General features: G+C 34.1%; 22 protein-coding genes and 1 pseudogene. 2 read left to right on the top strand and 21 right to left on the bottom strand.

The window, feature by feature from the left end:
• The first annotated feature begins 208 nt into the window (after positions 1 to 208).
• Positions 209 to 457, top strand: coding sequence for a helix-turn-helix transcriptional regulator (locus FYJ58_RS12230; RefSeq protein WP_154520006.1), 249 nt, complete (start codon positions 209 to 211; stop codon positions 455 to 457).
• A gap of 120 nt (positions 458 to 577) precedes the next feature.
• Positions 578 to 1,351: a type II toxin-antitoxin system PemK/MazF family toxin gene (locus FYJ58_RS12225; RefSeq protein WP_154520005.1), complete on the top strand. Its 774-nt coding sequence runs from the start codon at positions 578 to 580 to the stop codon at positions 1,349 to 1,351.
• A 302-nt stretch (positions 1,352 to 1,653) separates the two neighbouring features.
• On the opposite strand, the gene FYJ58_RS12220 is transcribed toward FYJ58_RS12225, so the two are convergent.
• From FYJ58_RS12220 to FYJ58_RS12125, 21 genes and pseudogenes are all read right to left on the bottom strand, one after another.
• The gene (locus FYJ58_RS12220) at positions 1,654 to 2,190 is read right to left on the bottom strand and encodes an N-acetylmuramoyl-L-alanine amidase (RefSeq protein WP_205839248.1); all 537 of its coding nucleotides are present in this window, start codon (positions 2,188 to 2,190) and stop codon (positions 1,654 to 1,656) included.
• A 57-nt stretch (positions 2,191 to 2,247) separates the two neighbouring features.
• Positions 2,248 to 3,342, bottom strand: coding sequence for a HigA family addiction module antitoxin (locus FYJ58_RS12215; protein WP_154520003.1), 1,095 nt, complete (start codon positions 3,340 to 3,342; stop codon positions 2,248 to 2,250).
• Positions 3,335 to 3,685 carry a type II toxin-antitoxin system RelE/ParE family toxin gene (locus tag FYJ58_RS12210; protein ID WP_154520002.1) on the bottom strand — a complete coding sequence of 117 codons (351 nt, stop codon included), beginning with the start codon at positions 3,683 to 3,685 and terminating at the stop codon, positions 3,335 to 3,337. Before FYJ58_RS12210 ends, FYJ58_RS12215 begins: the two co-directional genes overlap by 8 nt.
• Before the next feature lie 174 nt (positions 3,686 to 3,859).
• The gene (locus FYJ58_RS12205) at positions 3,860 to 4,324 is read right to left on the bottom strand and encodes a phage holin family protein (protein ID WP_154520001.1); all 465 of its coding nucleotides are present in this window, start codon (positions 4,322 to 4,324) and stop codon (positions 3,860 to 3,862) included.
• Between the two features lie 42 nt (positions 4,325 to 4,366).
• Entirely contained in the window at positions 4,367 to 4,507 is a 141-nt protein-coding gene (locus FYJ58_RS14795; RefSeq protein WP_205839247.1) for a hypothetical protein, read from the bottom strand.
• Positions 4,497 to 4,976, bottom strand: coding sequence for a hypothetical protein (locus tag FYJ58_RS12200; RefSeq protein ID WP_154518040.1), 480 nt, complete (start codon positions 4,974 to 4,976; stop codon positions 4,497 to 4,499). Before FYJ58_RS12200 ends, FYJ58_RS14795 begins: the two co-directional genes overlap by 11 nt.
• 26 nt (positions 4,977 to 5,002) lie before the next feature.
• Positions 5,003 to 5,761, bottom strand: a complete 759-nt coding sequence (locus tag FYJ58_RS12195) for a hypothetical protein (RefSeq protein WP_154520000.1) — start codon at positions 5,759 to 5,761, stop codon at positions 5,003 to 5,005.
• 22 nt (positions 5,762 to 5,783) lie between these two features.
• Positions 5,784 to 7,202 carry a hypothetical protein gene (locus tag FYJ58_RS12190; RefSeq protein WP_154519999.1) on the bottom strand — a complete coding sequence of 473 codons (1,419 nt, stop codon included), beginning with the start codon at positions 7,200 to 7,202 and terminating at the stop codon, positions 5,784 to 5,786.
• On the bottom strand, positions 7,202 to 7,978 hold the full coding sequence (locus FYJ58_RS12185) for a hypothetical protein (protein ID WP_154519998.1): 777 nt from the start codon (positions 7,976 to 7,978) through the stop codon (positions 7,202 to 7,204). The genes FYJ58_RS12190 and FYJ58_RS12185 overlap by 1 nt, the downstream gene beginning before the upstream one ends.
• A complete protein-coding gene (locus FYJ58_RS15190; protein ID WP_154519997.1) occupies positions 7,975 to 10,200 on the bottom strand; it encodes a tail fiber domain-containing protein in 2,226 nt (741 codons plus the stop codon). Before FYJ58_RS15190 ends, FYJ58_RS12185 begins: the two co-directional genes overlap by 4 nt.
• Positions 10,201 to 10,211: 11 nt before the next feature.
• The gene (locus tag FYJ58_RS12175; RefSeq protein ID WP_154519996.1) at positions 10,212 to 10,601 is read right to left on the bottom strand and encodes a DUF6711 family protein; all 390 of its coding nucleotides are present in this window, start codon (positions 10,599 to 10,601) and stop codon (positions 10,212 to 10,214) included.
• Between the two features lie 9 nt (positions 10,602 to 10,610).
• Complete coding sequence (locus tag FYJ58_RS12170; RefSeq protein WP_154519995.1) at positions 10,611 to 13,958, bottom strand: hypothetical protein; 3,348 nt, start codon at positions 13,956 to 13,958, stop codon at positions 10,611 to 10,613.
• 235 nt (positions 13,959 to 14,193) lie between these two features.
• Positions 14,194 to 14,649, bottom strand: coding sequence for a hypothetical protein (locus FYJ58_RS12165; RefSeq protein WP_154519994.1), 456 nt, complete (start codon positions 14,647 to 14,649; stop codon positions 14,194 to 14,196).
• A gap of 68 nt (positions 14,650 to 14,717) precedes the next feature.
• Positions 14,718 to 15,035: pseudogene (locus FYJ58_RS12160) on the bottom strand (Gp15 family bacteriophage protein); the annotation flags it as partial.
• Between the two features lie 20 nt (positions 15,036 to 15,055).
• Positions 15,056 to 15,349 carry a hypothetical protein gene (locus tag FYJ58_RS12155; RefSeq protein ID WP_154519993.1) on the bottom strand — a complete coding sequence of 98 codons (294 nt, stop codon included), beginning with the start codon at positions 15,347 to 15,349 and terminating at the stop codon, positions 15,056 to 15,058.
• A 106-nt stretch (positions 15,350 to 15,455) separates the two neighbouring features.
• A complete protein-coding gene (locus FYJ58_RS12150) occupies positions 15,456 to 15,905 on the bottom strand; it encodes a phage tail tube protein (protein WP_154519992.1) in 450 nt (149 codons plus the stop codon).
• Between the two features lie 4 nt (positions 15,906 to 15,909).
• On the bottom strand, positions 15,910 to 16,320 hold the full coding sequence (locus FYJ58_RS12145) for a phage tail terminator protein (protein ID WP_154520011.1): 411 nt from the start codon (positions 16,318 to 16,320) through the stop codon (positions 15,910 to 15,912).
• Positions 16,320 to 16,697 (bottom strand): hypothetical protein, encoded by a 378-nt coding sequence (locus FYJ58_RS12140; protein ID WP_328597853.1) that lies wholly within the window; start codon positions 16,695 to 16,697, stop codon positions 16,320 to 16,322. Before FYJ58_RS12140 ends, FYJ58_RS12145 begins: the two co-directional genes overlap by 1 nt.
• 11 nt (positions 16,698 to 16,708) lie before the next feature.
• Positions 16,709 to 17,047: a hypothetical protein gene (locus FYJ58_RS12135; RefSeq protein WP_154519991.1), complete on the bottom strand. Its 339-nt coding sequence runs from the start codon at positions 17,045 to 17,047 to the stop codon at positions 16,709 to 16,711.
• A gap of 1 nt (position 17,048) precedes the next feature.
• Positions 17,049 to 17,423, bottom strand: coding sequence for a head-tail connector protein (locus FYJ58_RS12130; protein WP_154519990.1), 375 nt, complete (start codon positions 17,421 to 17,423; stop codon positions 17,049 to 17,051).
• Entirely contained in the window at positions 17,424 to 17,654 is a 231-nt protein-coding gene (locus tag FYJ58_RS12125; RefSeq protein ID WP_154519989.1) for a hypothetical protein, read from the bottom strand.
• Position 17,655 lies beyond the last annotated feature (1 nt).

Below are 17,655 nucleotides of genomic sequence, written 5' to 3'. Positions count from 1 at the left end.
GCTTACATTTTTGTAAGGATAATTGCTTTGTACTCAAAACTATCTGAAAACACTGTAATTTACAGGTTTTAAATGTATTTGTATATTTTTAACGTGCTTATATTTATATACAGTTTTATACACTTTTTGCTCTTTACGGAAGTCAAACGGAAGTCAAAATTATTCTAATATGGTATAATAAAACTATGCTAATAATGAGGTGCTGTGAATGATTAGTAAATATATGAAAGAAATTAGAAAGGCAAGAAAGCTAACCCAAGAAGAACTAGCAAGAAAAACTGAAATCTCTGTAAAGCAAATACAAAAATATGAATCTGACTTCGGTTCTCTATGCAAGTGCAAAATTACAACTTCTAAAAAAATAGCAAAAGCATTGAGATGTAGAGTTGAAGATATTGCTCCATACGAAGAAATAATAAAATGGGAACAAGAGCAAAAAACAAGCCCCAAAGAATAACTCTAAGGGGCTTGCTTTTTCTAATTTTAGCTTTTAATATTTAATATAAAATGTTACAATAGTTGTATATTTATTCTATTTATGTATTAATATATTATAATTACAGTTGGAGGACTTCCTATGAATACACAAACAGACAAAAAATACTTACTGAAACATAAAAAGAATGCAATAAGCAAACTAGAGTCTTATATTGAATCACTAATATCTTCTAATAATCCAAAATTAAATAAAAAGGCTGTCAAATTTTCTTATTGGCTAGAAGATTATATTAAATTTTTAAATTATGAAAAATCCTTTTCTCCAACAAGCCTAAAAAGATACAAAAGAGGAGAAATAATAAAAGTTCATTTAGGTTATAATATCGGCAGTGAAGAAGGAGGATTACATTATGCAATAGTATTAGATAAAGAAAATTCCATTCATAGTCCAGTTCTTACTATACTTCCATTGACATCGCTAAAACCAAATAGAAATATAAATAATCTAAAAAAAGGTGAAATATACATCGGAAATGAAATATATAATAAGCTTAATGAAAAGGCAACAAAATGTTATACATATTCTAATAAAAAATTAGAAGAAGTCAAGGCTATCTTATCAGATTTGGAAAAAGATAATATAACCTCAAAAAAAACTTTGGAAGAAATTGTCGTAAAACTAACTATTGAACTTGCTAATTTAGAAAAAGAAACCGAATTATTCAAATCAATGACAAATGAAATAAAAAAAATGAAAACCGGAAGCATTGTTCTAACAAACCAAATTACTACGATTAGCAAAATAAGAATATATAATCCAAAAACAAATCATGACATTTTAAGTGGTATAAAACTTTCAGCAGATATTCTTGATAAAATTGATAATGAAATTAAAAATTTATTTATAAAATAGAGTATTTAAATTGACAATTGCATATAATAATGTTATTATATAAACAACATCGCCACAAGCTGGCAGTATAGAAGACAAAGCCTTATTACAGGCAGTTATATTTTTTGACCTCACATTTTTGTGGGGTCTTTTCTTTTTAAGATACTTTAATACAGTCTGAATTATCAGCTCATTTCTAATTCTATATCAAAAACAAGCCCCAAAGAATAACTCTAAGGGGCTTGCTCAAGCGTATAATAGGGTGGGAGTAGAAAGTGTATAAACACTATCTGACTGTATTATACTATAAGTTTTTTTACTTTTCAACCAATTATTCCATCAACAATTGCCTTTGCCATTTGTTTATACTGATATAATTTCACATCGTCTTTATCATCCACAAAGCAGCACTCAATTAGAAGTGATGGGGCTTTTGTATTCTTTAGTACATATAAACTTGTACTTGTCTTAACTCCACGGTTCTTAAATCCTACCTTTGCTATCTGCTTAACAATTCGTTCTGCGTATGGTTTCGCTTTGCTCGAATTGGAATAAATATATACTTCAGTTCCTGTTGTCTTGCCATTTCCTTTTTTGTCATTTACTCCACAATTGAAATGAATCGACACATCCAAATCTACCTTATGGGCGTTGCATTTTGTTACAATTTTTCGGAGTACATCACCTTGACTTGTACCATTCTCAACCGTACAGTCATATACGGTATGTCCTTTCTGTTTTAATAATCTTATTACTTCCTTTTTTACTTTTCTTGCTTCGGTAGATTCCTTTATAAATCCCACCGCTCCACAAGCTATTTTTCCATCTGGATTGTGTCCAGCGTGTACATTAATTTTCATACTATCATTCCTTTCCATCAAAAAAGACACTCCGAAGAGTGTCTTAAGTACAATTTATTATTTTACCTTAATTGTATATTTTTGTTTTAAGTCATTATGTTGATAATAGTTTATAAAAGATTCCTTTTGTAACCTTCCTACTACAATACCTGGTTGTATTTTTAACTCGTTTGCAAAAGCCTTTATTGAATCTGCTGTAAAATTGCTTCTATCTAAAAACTTTTCATATGCTTCCTTTGGTATCAACTGTTCTTGTGCAAATATATCAGCTTCTTGTTCTAGTCTATCATCTAGCCTTTTTACTATATCTGCATTTCCACTAATCATTGTTAACTTTATTTTTTGTTGCAAAACATGTTTAATTTCATGGAAAAGCGAAAACCAAAATGTATCAGCATATGTTCTCCTGTTATTCATAGCTAAAATAACTTTTTCATTGTTAACCCACTTTACAGCTCCATTAATCCCTGCATTTTTCAAAGAAGGTAATAACACAAACGACACTCCACATTCCTTAAAAATCTCCCGTAATCTAGGCATAAAGTCTTGCGGCAACTTTACTGTCATCTCTCTTATTTCTGGAAGATAGGCTTTTAATTTCTTTGCATTAAAAGGCTCTGTTTCTATATTTTTTCCAAAATTTATAGCAGTCTGTAGCCAAATCCTTGAATTGATTATATTTTTTTTTTCTATATTTGTTATTCCTGTTCTGTAATTTACTAAAAAGTCCTCTTCGCTCAAAACATTCAAACTAGATACCTTAAGGAAAGAACATAAATTTTTCACTTTTTCTGTTATATCTCTTGTTTCGGGTAATATATTCAATTTTGTAAAATAACTATAATCAATTTGTCTAACCAATTCAATTTCATCATCCAGTCTTTTTTCTTTTTGCATTTCTAATATCTTTTCATCATACTTTTTTTGCATATTCAACCATACATCCACGCTCGTTCCTAACATAATTGAAAGCAGTGATGCCATCTCATTAGATAATGATATTTTCCCATTTACCAAAAGACTTAATGTTTTCCCCGATACTCCCATTCTAGTAGCAAACTCATCTTGTGAAATTTCCATCTCATTAATAATATCTTTGATATAATATCCTGGATGGAAAGTTACTAAATTTTTATATTCTACTTTACTCATAATGATTTGACACCTCCATAGCCAAGATAATTTTTGTGCTATTATAAATTATATATTCATCGTTTGTATCCCATTCTTGATGTTCATCATTCAATGGTGTTATTATCAAACGATATCCCAAACGTCTTCCTAAATCAATTGAATATGTCCCTTTTCTATCTCCCTTTAATGCGTGTAAATGAAAAGTAGGCATATTTTTTACATCTAGCAATGAAACTGCATTATTTATATAGTTAATGGTACTATATAACTTTTCTGCTACTTCTTTATTGAAATTTTTTTGTGCAAGTTTAAAATCTTCACATTGTTTTTTTATTTTCTTGTTTGCAAATACTATCTCCATTATACTATGTATATGTTCCTTTTTTTTATTTTTTACCAATTGGGTAATTTTTATTTATATTATTATACACTAAAATTTTTTATAATGAAATACTTTTTGCAATTTTGTTTAATTTTATTCAAATAAATTCCTTAATAAGATTGCTACACCCACTTACTCCCTCCATAAGTGAAGCTATTTCTTTTCCATTTTATTTTCCGCCTCGATATCGATTTTGCTTTCTACAATATCCAGTCCCTTAATGAGCCATTCCGGTACCTTCATATTCATTTCATACGCATTTTCAATAATACTTCTTGTTTCATTCACTATGTAGGTAGCAAGAGTTAAATATCCTAAAAATACGACAAATCCTAAATCCATTCCAAACATAGAGCCTATTTGTTTAAAAGCAATACTAATCAAAAATGCCATTAAGATAATCAGCCAATACATCACTTTCTTTACAATTCCTTTTGCTCCTACTGCGGAACTCTCATTCTTATTGTAGAATTTTGCTTTAATGTAGCCTGTTGCATAATCGATTACATTTAGAGCTAGGAATATCCCAAACAAAAACCAATATGGTCCCAAAATATAACTGGCTAAGGTAACTACTGCTCCCGACATTACATTTGTTTTGTTAATTACTGTTTCCATCTTCTTTTCCTCTCTTTTTCGAATTTTAAAAGAACCAGCAGATTACTCCGCCGGCTCTTCCTCTAATATGCTGTATACGACTTCCTGTAGATTTTGCAACTTTGGTACCTGTTCTTTTTTGTAGGTACCTTTTTTGATTAGATCCACCCAAATTCGAACTACAATACTATTCTTATTGAACATCTGCTTCACCTTCTTCCTTTTCTTCATTTGCTGGTTGTGTCTGTGATAATGACATAGTTAGTTCTGCCACCGCCTGTTCCATTCCAGTTTGTAATTCTTTGATTTGATTTACTACTTTATCCGTCTGTTCTACCGCCTTGTTCGAATCCATACTTGCCTGTAAGGCTTGGGTTTCGGCTCTTGTCAATCTCTGTTCTGTTGGGTCTTTCTCCTGAATCAACTCAATTTTCTTAGATCCATCTCCTAATAGTGTTATTCCGGCATAACACACGAATCCGTACTTGCTTCCTAAGGTTGTTCCCGATTCTGTTTGCAGTTCGATAATATTCAGATTACTCTTGTTACTGAATATTCTATGTAATTCCTCCGCTGTCTTCTCGGTTGTGGTTTCCAAAACTAATGTCCCGTTCTGGATTTCTACTGCTTTGCATGTTAAGGTTGTGTTGTCTAATAATTTAATTTTTGTCATGGTTTTTCTTCCTTTCTACATTCTATTTACACACATATATAATTACACTCGATGCAATAACAAGTACTCGTATCTTCGGAAGGTAGACCGCCTTCAAGCTTGATTATTCCATCCCTAAATGTCCTTATTTCAAATATTTTATCTCTAAAACTTAAACAATGAATTTCATTGCTTAGCGGAATATAAGGCAATTTACATATTGTACTTCCCGATGTTCCTGTTCCTCCTTTTAGCAGAAAATTGACATGTACTAAGTTCCCTGTTCTGGCTATTACTCCATAATTTGGGTCTTCCCAAAATTCAAAACCATTTTGTAACTGTAGTACTTTTTGTGGTATCAGAACTTCTCTGTCATCACTTGTCATGATACGTGTCCATTTCGATACAAGGTTGTCATGCTGCGTTCGAATATAGAATCCTTTTGTATCATATCCGTTTGGGTATATATCGCTGTAATAAGCTTGTATCGCAATTTGCGTACATCTTGCCCTCTCCCCATATGTAATTACATTATAATGATACGGTCTATTGTCTCCCGGAAGAGGGTCATACTCTCCTTGAATACTTCCTAAAATTCGATGATAAGTTATTCTTCCTTTCCACATATCAGATAGGAATTTGGTAAAATGTTCTAAAGCTTGTACACCTAGTGCTTCGGTTATCTTATCATTTAATTTCTTCCCCTGTACTGCATCTAGTGCAGCTACTCCGGCTATTTCTGTTTCTAGGTTATTTACAAGTTCATAACCACCTTGTGAGCGGTTAAAATGAATATTGACTGGCATTTTCTTTCACCTTCTTTCTTTGTTAATAGATTTCTGCGTCTGCTTCTAGAAAGTCCGCATTGTTATCTAAGTATCCTATTACCCCTGTTCCAGTCGTTTCCAACTCGCTAAATCTAATTGCTAAAAAGGAAACACCTTTCGAATTGGAGCAATGAACGTTATACCAGTTTTTTTCGACAAGCACTACATTGTCAACTACATTAAACATCTGTAATGTTATTGGCAAACCCTGTATGTTGGGGGTCGTTCTCATCTCCGTGCTAAATTGAAAATTCACAAACAATCGACCATCCGAACATCTATATACTTGTTTCCCATTGGTTGGAATCCTTTGATAATACCTTTGACACTTCAACAGCTCTATTGCCGGTTCTGGTGGCACAAATGGGGTTGCTAGGGAACCGATTTCTAGTTTCATCCAATACACTATCGTTTCTTTTACTGGATATACCCCGTATGCGTTTCCTCGATGATACAACTGTACACTATCATTCACCGTAAAATATTCATGACCTTCACTTGCAACTTTCAATGTCCCACTTACAAAACCATGATTGGTAAGTGCTGACATTGTAACTGTTTTTCCGTTTAAAAAGTCATTAGATTCAACACATTGTACAAAACCATTTCCTGCTCCGAGCAATACATATCCATTTTCTGATGTTATATTTCCGTTCTCATAGATTCTCCACCTATCCACGGTATACCCAGCAGACGTGTACTCTGTCTGTCCTCTCTGATTAATCCGAAAATCTGGATTAATTAACAGATTAGGGTTACTAAGGCAAGCAATTTTTCCGTCCAGTATCATTCCTTGATATGCGTCTAATGCTCCGACTCCTGAATTTTCTGTTAATAGATGATTCACTAATGGTATCGTAGCACCTCCGCCGGCACTCGGTACACTGGTATCTCCGATTAACACAAGTATCGGTATGTCAATTGCCGGCTTATTTTTTGCTTGCAGGGTAAGCGTTCCTGCTGTCTGCTCTGCATCTGCTATCTGTGCGGACTGGAGAGCCGTGTATTGCTCCGCTGTAATATCCTCTGCCGGCACAAGGGTTATGGTATTGTCTGCTGTTACTTCTTCCAGCTCGATTGTGTAGGTATAGGGTGCTGACTCACCTGTCCAATTTGTGGCTAGGAGAATTACTGGGTGCTGTGTGGTTCGGTCAGCTTTCTTTCGCTCCAACAACTCTCCCATTGATGCATCTAATGCGTATTTACCAGATTCTTTTGTAGTGAGATTATTAGCTAAGCCCTCTATCCCTCTACTCGATAACTGCCAATATTCTGATGTTTCACTTGGCTCATTTCCTACTGTTGTTTGTTTTGCAATATAACTGCTACCTTTATGCTCAATCATATCCAACGCATTATATTGCATGATTGGGTCGTATTTGCCTTTTGGCATAACTACGACTTGTCCTAAGTCTGCCATTATGCTATCACCTCGCTTATTAAATGCCCGTTTTCGATACGGAATGTAATACCACTACCGCCAACTGATATTAGGTGTCCTGTTGTTGGTTCTATATATAAGTTTGGGTAGTTGATGTTTGCGGTTTCTTGTACTATATCCTTGTATTTCTTACATTGCTCTGCATAATATTTTGCATTATCTTCGGAATCTTCCTGTATCACTCCACCAACTGCATATCGCTTCGACAAATCAGCATAATCTTTGGAGAGATTTGCTTGTCCCTCCGACTTTGCGACCTGCATATTAATTTCTGCCAGATAGTTAGGGTCTAAATGCTTTTCTTTTACACTTCCGTTTTTCAAAGTTCCAGTAACATGTTTCCCATCCGTATCTAACTGCATAGAAAAACCTATCGTATCCGAATCATCGAATTGATAGGTGTCTATTAATCCCTTTAGGTCTGCTGTATATTGCTGTCCATCTGCTGTATCTAAGATAAGAACAGCCTCTTGCGTGAGCGATAAGTTAATTGGAATTTTCTCAATGTTCAAATCCCATGTGTACACTGTTCCGTTCAATAGGGTAACTGTTATAACTCCGCTATCTTCATTGAATTCAAATGATTTCACCATTGTATTGGCAACTGATACCGCTAATTTGCTATTATCTAATTCAATTACCCGGTTATCAATCGTATCCAGTGCCAAATCTACCTTGTTTAAATTCGTAGCTCCCAAGGCAGTATTAGTACTTGGCTGATTCTCCCAATTGATACGATTATAGACCTTATTCACTCAATCACTCCTTTCTGTTTCAGCTGCTCTTTTAATTTGTCTATTTCTTCTTTTTGTTCCTGCACAAGCTTTACCAGTGCCGGAAACAATATATTAATATTCCACATCTCAGGTCTACCATCTTCTAAGTGGTCAACTGCAAGTGGAAATCTTTCTTCTACTTCCTCCGCTATAAAACCAAGAAACGTTTTTCCGTATCTCTCATCTTTACGATTTAAGTAACCTTCTTTGTAGGTATACTGTCTGATTGGAATTTCATATAATTTATGTGGATCTAATTCTTTATCCTGTAATGGTTTAATATTTTCTTTATATCTTCTGGATGACGATGATGTTTGTGCCACATTTCCTCCAGAAGATACTCTTGCGTTTGGAGTACTGGAAGAAGAGGTCCCGCTAAAGGTACAACGAAAACCTGTTGTCATATGAAGGACCCCATCAGATGAAATACTGGCATCTACAATTGTATTATTCGAACCCACTTTTACGTCTGTTACACATTTTTTTACTTTATCAAGGTCGATATAGGAACCATTATAAAGCAGTGGTGCATTAAGATGAACGGTATCATCAAACCTTGTCATTCGCCGGAATACATTCTCTACATTTTCGTCCCCTTTTAGTCCCCAAAATATCTGTCCGTTTTCTGAAGAAATAATCGGTATATCCTGCTCCATTCCATTGCTATACTGGATTCTATAATAAATACCTTCTCGGAACTTGCATTGATTCATGATTCCATTTTCTGCTTCCATCGTTCCATCTAGTAGAACCTTGAATCCGCCATTGATTGTAGTAAGTCCCTCCAAGCTAATATTATCTGCCATGAGCTTAAGAATACTTCCAAGTGATGCATCATTACCAAGTTCTACCTGTACTAGCTTTCCATTATAATCCACTTTTAAGACAATCTCTCCTGCTGTTTGGCTGATTTGGCTCTGCAGGTTATTTCTTGTATCATTTAGATTACTTTCAAATTGCTCAGCTGTTTGAGTAATTTTACTTTCTAAACCATTTACACTATCTACCATTTCGTTTGATAATTCATCTATATCATTGGTAACTCGTCTTATTTTTCCCTCTACCTGTTCAATTTGAGTAGAAAGTGCAACCTTATTTTCTCTCGTTTCATTTCCAGTGGCAGAAATTTCATCTGTTAATGATTGAATCCCTGTAAGTGTTCGTTTAAATACAAAGGATTCGATGGTATCCGTTTCTTTGATAATCGCCACCGAATCTCCCACTTCAACATATGGAAGTCCTATCATAGTTGTTGTATGTGGTATATAATATTTATTTTTTATCCTTAACAAAGTTTTTTCTGCTACTCTTCTTAATTCATCTGCTGATTTTCCATACACCAAAAAATTCCCTTGTATTATATATGGATTTTCTGTCTTTTCCCCTACTGTGATTCCAATATCTCCCTCTTCGTTTCGAATGGTAAGACTATCAATTGCTTTTACATAATAATCTTCATAAAAAATCGACTTATAGCTTCCATTCCTCATTATCTCTCCCGGTTCACTTGGAAATAAATCATTTGCTGGATATAGTGTTTCAGACGGATATAGACCAAGTCCACTTAAATCTATGAATTTAAATTTATTTTCTCGTGTCATATGTCCAAACATCCCATTTATCTCGCCAATAGCTTTCATCACATCTCTAGCTATTAGTGTTTGCGGATTCAATGTTCTTGTAATTATATAATCATCGTTAGGAAGTTCCTGTTCTTCAAACTTTACACCTACATAGTTACATAAACTTTGCCGAAAATCTTTTAATTTAGCCGGTAACTGAATCGTGTTGTACCAGCTTGTTACGTCAATATCAAATTGAAGCATATTATCATAGGCAGTAATATCCTTAAACCATAAATCATCACGCTTTTTAACAGAATCGACAACATATGTTCCTAATGGCATTGTATATTTCTCATCTAAAATTTGAGTAACGACAAATTCTTTTCCGTTAATTTCTTCCCCAACATTTGCTATCGTAATTTCAAATTGTGCTGCTTCACATGATCCAAATGTTAAATCTTCTTCGCTGCAAAGACTTTCCGTTATTTTCATGCTTTCCGCATAAATTCTATCATTTTCAATTACTAAATTTAATTCTGGAAAAACAATCAAAAGTTCTTTATGAACATTTTTCTCTCGTTGAGGAAGATAGTCTGTCCTATATAGTTTTTTTACTTCTTCACTTACATTTAACACAGGTCTCCCTCCTAATATTCAATCAACTCATAAGTAATGCTGTCATAATAAATCGTTTCTTTATCATAATCTTTAACCGGGAATGTAACAGGAGTAATATAAAAATTTCCCGTTGTATACTTGTTATACTCATCATTCCAATACTCAACTACCACTTTTTTTCGGTTAGGAAAATATTTTTGTAGTTTAATTTTTTCATCTAATGTCATTCTAGGATGTGTGGTAAATTTTATAGTCGACTTTGTATGTGGCAAAACATTTCTATGCGTTAAGCCATTTCCATCTGTATAAGAATTTAAGTCTGTTTCTTGATTCGGATTTGATTCATAAGCTGTAAATAAGTAAGAAGGGACGATTCCAATCCCTTCCACTTTCATTAAATATCCTTTATAATCTGCCATTTTATCACCTTACCATATGGATTTTCCTGTTCGTTTCTCCACTTTCTTTTTTTCGGTTTCCCATGCTTTGTACACATCATTACTACTTACTGATGCAACGTACTCTTTTCCGTATATCATTTTTAATATTCCTATCATTTCTTTCATCATAGGTACTAGCATAGATACATCACTACTATTAGACTGTTTTACTGCTTGGTTCAACAAGTCTTGTAACTTATTTTCAGGAGCAACTACCTCTCCTTGATGCCTGTTATCACCAATAAGAGCAAGCTGTGGAGTATTTTTCTTCACAAAACCGCCTTGAGCAAGTCTTGGTATCTGTGGTGTATCTATTGTAGGAAGTCCACCAAACGGATGACCACCAGCTACTTCAAACCCTTTCACTTTATTTAATGCTGTTTGAATTCCTTTAAATGGGACTGATATAACTCTATTGATTCCATCAATTAAGGCATTAATAACATCTTTTAATCCTTTTAAAATTCCCTCCTTTATACCAGTAAACACTTTTCCTCCAGAAGAGAAAACTTTTTTTACAGCTTCCCAAGCTTTTGAGAAATTATCTCGAAACCAATCAATAATATTTCCGAATGCTCCTTTTATATTGCTCCATACACCGCTAAAAAATTTTCCAGTTCCGGAAAAAGCTTTTGTTGCTTTTCTATAGGCAGCATCAAACTTTTTTTGAAACCATCCTCCTACACCCTTAAATACATCTGTTACATTTCTCCATTTTTCACTCGCCCAAGTACCAATTGCAGAAAAGGCATTTGTAAGATTGGTATACGCATCTTTAAATCGTTGTCCAAACCAATTCTTTACGTCTTGGAATACTTTTGTAACTGCTTTCCACCTATCACTTGCCCATTCCCCTATGTTTTGGAAAGCGGTAGTAATCCCTTTATAAGCTTCTACAAATTTTCCTTTGAACCAATCTCCAACAGGTTCAAAAATCCTCTTGATTTCCTCCCATACTGTTGAAAATACCAGCTTTATTCCATCCCAAATAACTTCTATAACTGCTTTTACAGCATTGAAGCCAGTTATAATGGTATCTTTAATAAAGGTCAAAGCGTCTCCAACAATGTTTTTCATCGTTTCCCAAATAGAACGATACATTTCTTTTATTCCATCCCACGCTCTACCCCAGTCACCAGTAAATACGCCAGTTATGAAATCAATAAAACCACTCAGATAATCACAAAGTCCCTTTAGTAAATCCGAAATAATAGAAACTACTGCTTTTACTTTTGTCCAAAACCATTCAATTTTTGTGGCCATTTTAGCAATAAATTTTTCAATAAACCAGCCAACAAACGGACTAAGAAAATTCCATAAAGTTGCAATTGCCTCTGTTACTTTCCCACAAAGTTCCAAAAAAGCGTTTATAAGGGGTTGGATATGTTTTTCTGCTAATTGCTTAAACTCTTTTCCAATCTTTTTGAATAGTGGTAATAGATATTTATTAAATGCGTCCAAAGTAATTGAAAGAATCTTGTCCAATCCACTCGAAAACTTTTCCCATGCTGGAGAAACATATTGATCATATACTTCATTCCACTTTTCAAAAGTTTTGGTTACTATATCGCTTAAAGCCCTAAAAACTGGTTCAACAGCTTCAAACATGCCTTGGATTGTGTTTTTTATTTTGTCTTTATTTTTTGCAATTGGGTCAGTAATTGCTTTTAAGAAATCTCTGGTCCCTTTTGCAGAAATTTCCGATATTCCCATGAATGAATTTGAAAATATCGAAATAATATCCGCTGTTATCTGTTTAGCAGTGTCAGAGCGGAACACAGTAGCAATATCAGCTAATACAACCGAAAAATCACCGATAATATTTGCTGTTTCCGAACCAATCTCAAACATAGAAACAAGATAGCCTTTAATTCTATTTTTGTTCTGTTCTAAGTATTTAGACATTCCACCTAGAATATTATCTGCAATTGTCAAACCGACAGAAGCAAATGAACCTGCAACTTTCCCCATATTTAAGGAAAGAGAATTAAGAAATTGATTCCCTGCTTTTAATACGTTAGGATCTGAAAATATTTCTACTATACTATTTCTTATACTGTTTAAAGAATCCTGTATATCTTGTAAAACAGACGTATCCCCAAGACCAATTTTAAATCCTTTCGCAAATAATCCAGCTAACTCTTTTACTCGATTAATCAATGCTTGGAACTTGTTGACTTGCTTGTCTATAACATTTTCGCCATCGTTTAACTTTCCATAATCAACAGCAGAGCCACCAACTCCACCACTGCCTGAGCCTTTTCCACCACTACCATCTGAACCTTTATCGCCTGTCGTGGTAAGATTATTAAGCTTATCAATCCCGGATAGACCTTGCATTTCTTTGGCAGCTTTTTTTGCTGCCTTTCCTGCTCCATCTGTTGCTTTTTTTAGATTATTGGCTGCCCCTGTTGCTCCACCTAACCCTTGTTGTGCTTCATTTGCTGCATTTGCAGTTTCTTGGATTCCATTATTAGATGATGCACTTCCATGGTTCCCGGTAATAAGTTCTGTAAATGCCTTAAAAGCATTTGCCAAAGTAGCTAATTTCCCTAGCAAAACATTCACTGCTTTAATAATTGGAGTGAACAAATTGATTAATCCTTGTCCAATTGTTGCTTTTAACGATTCAAATTGCAGACTTAATAATCGAACCTGGTTCGCCCAGCTTCCTGATGTTCTAGCAAAATCACCTGTTGCAGCAGTTAATTGAGACTGTACAAAAGCGTATCTTAATGCCACTTTTTCCGCCTCAGACATATCTTTTGTAACTTTCCCATAACCATTTGCCATTGCATAAGCATCTAAAGCATTTTGAGTCATTACAATACCAAGGTCTTTTAATGTTTCTGTTTCACCAGTAAATACCGACTTTAACTTTGTATATGCCTCATCTTGAGATATATTGTAAAAAGAAGCTACATCTCCAGCTAACCCGGTCAATGTGCTTCCCATATCATAAGCAGCCTTTTCCGAAAATCCAAACGATTTTGCCATTGCTCCAAAAGTTCCAGTAAACTTTTTTGCCATGGTTTCAGATAATCCAAAACTTGCTGCCGCTTCTTTTGCAAATTTGTCTACCTGTGCAGTCATATGAGGAAATGTCACATCAACAACATTTTGAACTTCTTCTAAGTCACTTCCTAATTCGATACAACTCTTGCCAAAATCTACAAGTTTTTTAACTGCAAATGCTCCAGCAAGTGCAGCACCTGCTTTCTTTGCAAGTCCTTGTATTCCTTGCATTTCTCTGTCAAAACCATTCCGGTTGACATGTAAGTCTAAATCTATTTCGCCAACACTGGCACCCATAAAGTCACCTACCTTTAATACCAAAGTAGGCACTTGCTACTACTCTATGGTGTAGCTTATTGGCTCTTCCCTTTGCGTTCTATTTTAATCCTGTTTATTTCTTTGCAACGTGGACATTTAATTTCACCCTCTATATGTTCCGCATATAATAACGTTTTTCCACATTTATTACATTTTATTTTCTCAATTGTTATCACCTTTTACCCTTAATTTTAGGCATGAAAAAACCGCCTATCTAAGTAAGCGGTCATTCTACCAATTAATATACATAATCTAGCAATTTATACATATAAGTTTGGAACTTATCCGTATTAAAAATATAAGATTCATCATTTGCCTTTGGAGTCTTTTCTTGTAATTGTTTGTCTAACATAATTATCTCTTTTTTTAGTTTTTTCCAAATTTCTTTTGCTTTTTTATTCTTTTTCGTATTACTTAATTTTTTCATTTGAGCATCATAATAAGCCACCTTTTTTACTACTTTTTTCCCATTCTTTATACATTTCTTAGCATTTAGTTTTTGACCTAATGAACCCGTTCCTGATTCGATATAATGATACATATCACAAAAATAATTATTCCAAACATCTTCACATACCCAATTATAGGCATCCATAATTATTTGCGAATCTTTTTGACTTGCCTCTGCTTGCTGTGGTACAAATAAAGGAATAAGTAAAACAGCAATTAATAAAGTTACAATAGTTTTTTTCATTTTTATTTCTCCTCCATACTTTAGTAATAATAAATTATTATACCAGATATTGGGTAAAAAAGAAATAACTATTGGAACATTCTTGCAATTTCTTTTTCCAATCTGTCCATTTCTCGCTTATATTTTTCTTTGCTCATGCCATTCGCAATTCTTCTTTGATACTCTTTGTTTATTTTCTTCTGTTCTGGAGTGAAATTCTTAATCACTTCCTTATTTGTTTCTGCTCGAATTGCTACAACCCTTCCAAGTGGTGTTTCCGGTGCTAGTCCGCTAAGCAATGCTGAAAACTCTTTCCAAGGCATTTTCTTGAAATCTTGTGAATATATTCGGATTCCATATTGCGTCTGAAAAGAAGACACGATTAAATCAAAATCTTCAAATATATCGTAGTAAGATTCTTTCTCTTCTACTCCCCCTGTTTTTCACCAGTTACAACTTCAATTGCTGACATTACTAATGTAGTAAAATCTTCAAATTTTAATTTTAATTTATCAATTTTATCTCTTTCTTCTTTGGAAAATAAAATTTCATAAACACTAACAATATCTTTTGGTGTAATATTTGTTACATCACCTAATAACTGCATCACTTTCAACATACTCGTAGCATCTGCATTTACTTCATATTCTTTTTTACCTATTTTAATCTTAGGATTTTCTTCAAAATTTAACTGTTCCGTTATATCAACTACTTTACTCATATTTATTTTCCTTTCCAATTCAACAAAACACCTAAAGAATTATTCCTTAGGTGTTTCTTCCTTTGCTATACTTAATGTTTCCACTTCCCCACTTTCTGTGGGTTCATTAGGGTAAAGCTTTCGTATATTTTGGTTTTCCCTTACAATGTACTTCAAATTCTAATCCATCAATTGCAGTACTATCTCCACCACTTGGGGTTGTTACATTTACGATACAATCAAATTCTACTTTTGCACCGCTTGGCATTTCCCATTCAAATTTTGTAACAACATCATTTCCTGATTTCCAAGCTAGTCCTGCCACATAATCATTCCCTGGGTCGCCATAAGTTCTCTTACCACTAAAACTGAATGATAACTTCTTACTTGTCATCATTGCATCTCCCCACCCACCATGCTCCATCGCATTCCATTCCTCTACACCGCCATCAATACTAGGTGCAAAGTTTTCTACATTAGCGATTATAACCATGTCGGACGCTGTACTATCTAATCCTTTTATCCCTATCTTAAATTTATTATCATATACAGGATATACTTTCGCTACATCTGCCATATCTTCAATCCTTTCTTTCACTATAAATAAAATCAACCCATATCACATATTCGTAAATTCCAGCATCATCCGTTCCAACATCTTTTGGCTCGTCTACCATCATCCGAATATAATGTATATAGGTTGTATCCATATAAAACTCTTTTTGCTGTTGTAATAAATTGTATAACTTATATGCAATCTCCTCTGCTTCTACAGGATTCTTATTCCAGTGAATTAATAGAGATATACGTTTTTCTTGAAATGTTCCACTCTCTCTACCACCGATTGGAATTTGCTCTGCTCCGTCATGTTCTCGATTGTACACTCCTATCGAACATTTTTGTTTGTTATCAAGTTTTCCAATGTATACATTATCGTCTTTTACAAGACCAAGGCTTGCAATAAATTCTCTCACCAATTTTAATGATAACATCACAGTCCACCATCTTCCTTATAGAACTTCTTGAATGTTTCTTTGCAGAAATTCTTTTCTTTTCCATCAATCCAGGGCTGATACCATTTTCCTCTAGCATTTGGATTTTCTGCTTTAGAAAAATGATATTCGGGGTGATAATACAATCGCCTTGCATAAGGATTACTTGTTACAATACTGGTACGTCCTTCTTTTGATTTCGAATAATCCGGAAACGTAGATTCATTTTGGGTGTTTCCTGTCTGAAACGGAAATACCTGAGCCTGTACTACTTCTGTATGAAGTGCTTCTGTTGTCTTTTCTAATGCTGTTATTTGAGCCATTGTTAATTGCTTTATTTTTTGACGATTGATTTTTACTCTTGAACTGACATTCACTCTATCACTCCTTACACAAGATTTAGTCGGCAATAGTTCACTGTACCATCTGGATTTCTTGCCTTTTCACCAGTTACTATTTGCCTTTCAATGCCATTTATTATAACAGTGCCGCTACTTAATATTGGAATATTAGGAGCAATATCACCACAGAACAAAGCTATTCCATTAATTTGTATTATCTTTTTCTCTGCCGTCAATACTGGTTTTGCAGTTTCTTGATAATTACATTGTATGTCCAACTCTAATACATATTTAGGCATTCCCAAGTTATTTATCTCTTCCGATTCAATGCTTACATGAATTGGAGTAGTACAGAACTGCTTTGGCACTAAACAAGGATATTTCATGCTACACCGCCAATCTACAAGTAAGACCTGTTTGGCTTAGAATTTCATAAGTATCTCGCTTCATTGGAATCCCTTTTTGTATGCTCACATTCCAACTTTCTCCAAATTGCATACTGACACCATTGATACTATATCCTTGCAATATCATGTCAAATATTTCTCGATTATTGTACTCAAATTCAGCCTGTTCACAGCATACCTCTTTTAGAATGTCTTTTTGAAACTCTGTTAAATTAGAAATTCCCCTACCCACAATTCGATTGTAGGTAAGCGAATCTATGTGCCGGCTTGCCTGATTCAGATATTTGCTTATCTCTTCCTCTGGAATGTGCCCTTGAAATACTCCTATATAATACTCTTTTTCTGCATAAGGCATTTATTCACCCTCTTTTTTTGTTTGTTTTCCCTTTTTTGGTTCTTCTTGTTGCCCTTTTAATTCCTCATATTGCTTTTTTAATTCTGCATATTGCTCATACGGAATTGTTTTACCTTTTCCATAGGCAACTACTTCTCCATCCTCATCATAGATATCATATCCATTATTTCGATACTGTTCCTTTTCTAGTTCATCAATGGTATATACTTTATTTCCTTTACTCGCTTCCATT

The organism is Velocimicrobium porci, from assembly GCF_009696045.1.
In the GTDB taxonomy this organism is placed as follows: domain Bacteria; phylum Bacillota; class Clostridia; order Lachnospirales; family Lachnospiraceae; genus Velocimicrobium; species Velocimicrobium porci.
This window is presented reverse-complemented; position numbering and strand designations above follow the sequence as displayed.

What these genes read in the sequence shown, in the direction of transcription:
- FYJ58_RS12210 (WP_154520002.1), bottom strand. Translation starts at nt 3,685, where the DNA reads ATGGAGATAGTATTTGCAAACAAGAAAATAAAAAAACAATGTGAAGAT.
- FYJ58_RS14795 (WP_205839247.1), bottom strand. Translation starts at nt 4,507, where the DNA reads ATGTTCAATAAGAATAGTATTGTAGTTCGAATTTGGGTGGATCTAATC.
- FYJ58_RS12190 (WP_154519999.1), bottom strand. Translation starts at nt 7,202, where the DNA reads ATGGCAGACTTAGGACAAGTCGTAGTTATGCCAAAAGGCAAATACGAC.
- FYJ58_RS12130 (WP_154519990.1), bottom strand. Translation starts at nt 17,423, where the DNA reads ATGCCTTATGCAGAAAAAGAGTATTATATAGGAGTATTTCAAGGGCAC.
- FYJ58_RS12125 (WP_154519989.1), bottom strand. Translation starts at nt 17,654, where the DNA reads ATGGAAGCGAGTAAAGGAAATAAAGTATATACCATTGATGAACTAGAA.
- FYJ58_RS12195 (WP_154520000.1), bottom strand. Translation starts at nt 5,761, where the DNA reads ATGCCAGTCAATATTCATTTTAACCGCTCACAAGGTGGTTATGAACTT.
- FYJ58_RS12200 (WP_154518040.1), bottom strand. Translation starts at nt 4,976, where the DNA reads ATGACAAAAATTAAATTATTAGACAACACAACCTTAACATGCAAAGCA.
- FYJ58_RS12175 (WP_154519996.1), bottom strand. Translation starts at nt 10,601, where the DNA reads ATGGCAGATTATAAAGGATATTTAATGAAAGTGGAAGGGATTGGAATC.
- FYJ58_RS12225 (WP_154520005.1), top strand. Translation starts at nt 578, where the DNA reads ATGAATACACAAACAGACAAAAAATACTTACTGAAACATAAAAAGAAT.
- FYJ58_RS12145 (WP_154520011.1), bottom strand. Translation starts at nt 16,320, where the DNA reads ATGTTATCATTAAAATTGGTGAGAGAATTTATTGCAAGCCTTGGTCTT.
- FYJ58_RS12155 (WP_154519993.1), bottom strand. Translation starts at nt 15,349, where the DNA reads ATGAGTAAAGTAGTTGATATAACGGAACAGTTAAATTTTGAAGAAAAT.
- FYJ58_RS12205 (WP_154520001.1), bottom strand. Translation starts at nt 4,324, where the DNA reads ATGGAAACAGTAATTAACAAAACAAATGTAATGTCGGGAGCAGTAGTT.
- FYJ58_RS12230 (WP_154520006.1), top strand. Translation starts at nt 209, where the DNA reads ATGATTAGTAAATATATGAAAGAAATTAGAAAGGCAAGAAAGCTAACC.
- FYJ58_RS12135 (WP_154519991.1), bottom strand. Translation starts at nt 17,047, where the DNA reads ATGAAATATCCTTGTTTAGTGCCAAAGCAGTTCTGTACTACTCCAATT.
- FYJ58_RS12220 (WP_205839248.1), bottom strand. Translation starts at nt 2,190, where the DNA reads ATGAAAATTAATGTACACGCTGGACACAATCCAGATGGAAAAATAGCT.
- FYJ58_RS12165 (WP_154519994.1), bottom strand. Translation starts at nt 14,649, where the DNA reads ATGAAAAAAACTATTGTAACTTTATTAATTGCTGTTTTACTTATTCCT.
- FYJ58_RS12215 (WP_154520003.1), bottom strand. Translation starts at nt 3,342, where the DNA reads ATGAGTAAAGTAGAATATAAAAATTTAGTAACTTTCCATCCAGGATAT.
- FYJ58_RS12150 (WP_154519992.1), bottom strand. Translation starts at nt 15,905, where the DNA reads ATGGCAGATGTAGCGAAAGTATATCCTGTATATGATAATAAATTTAAG.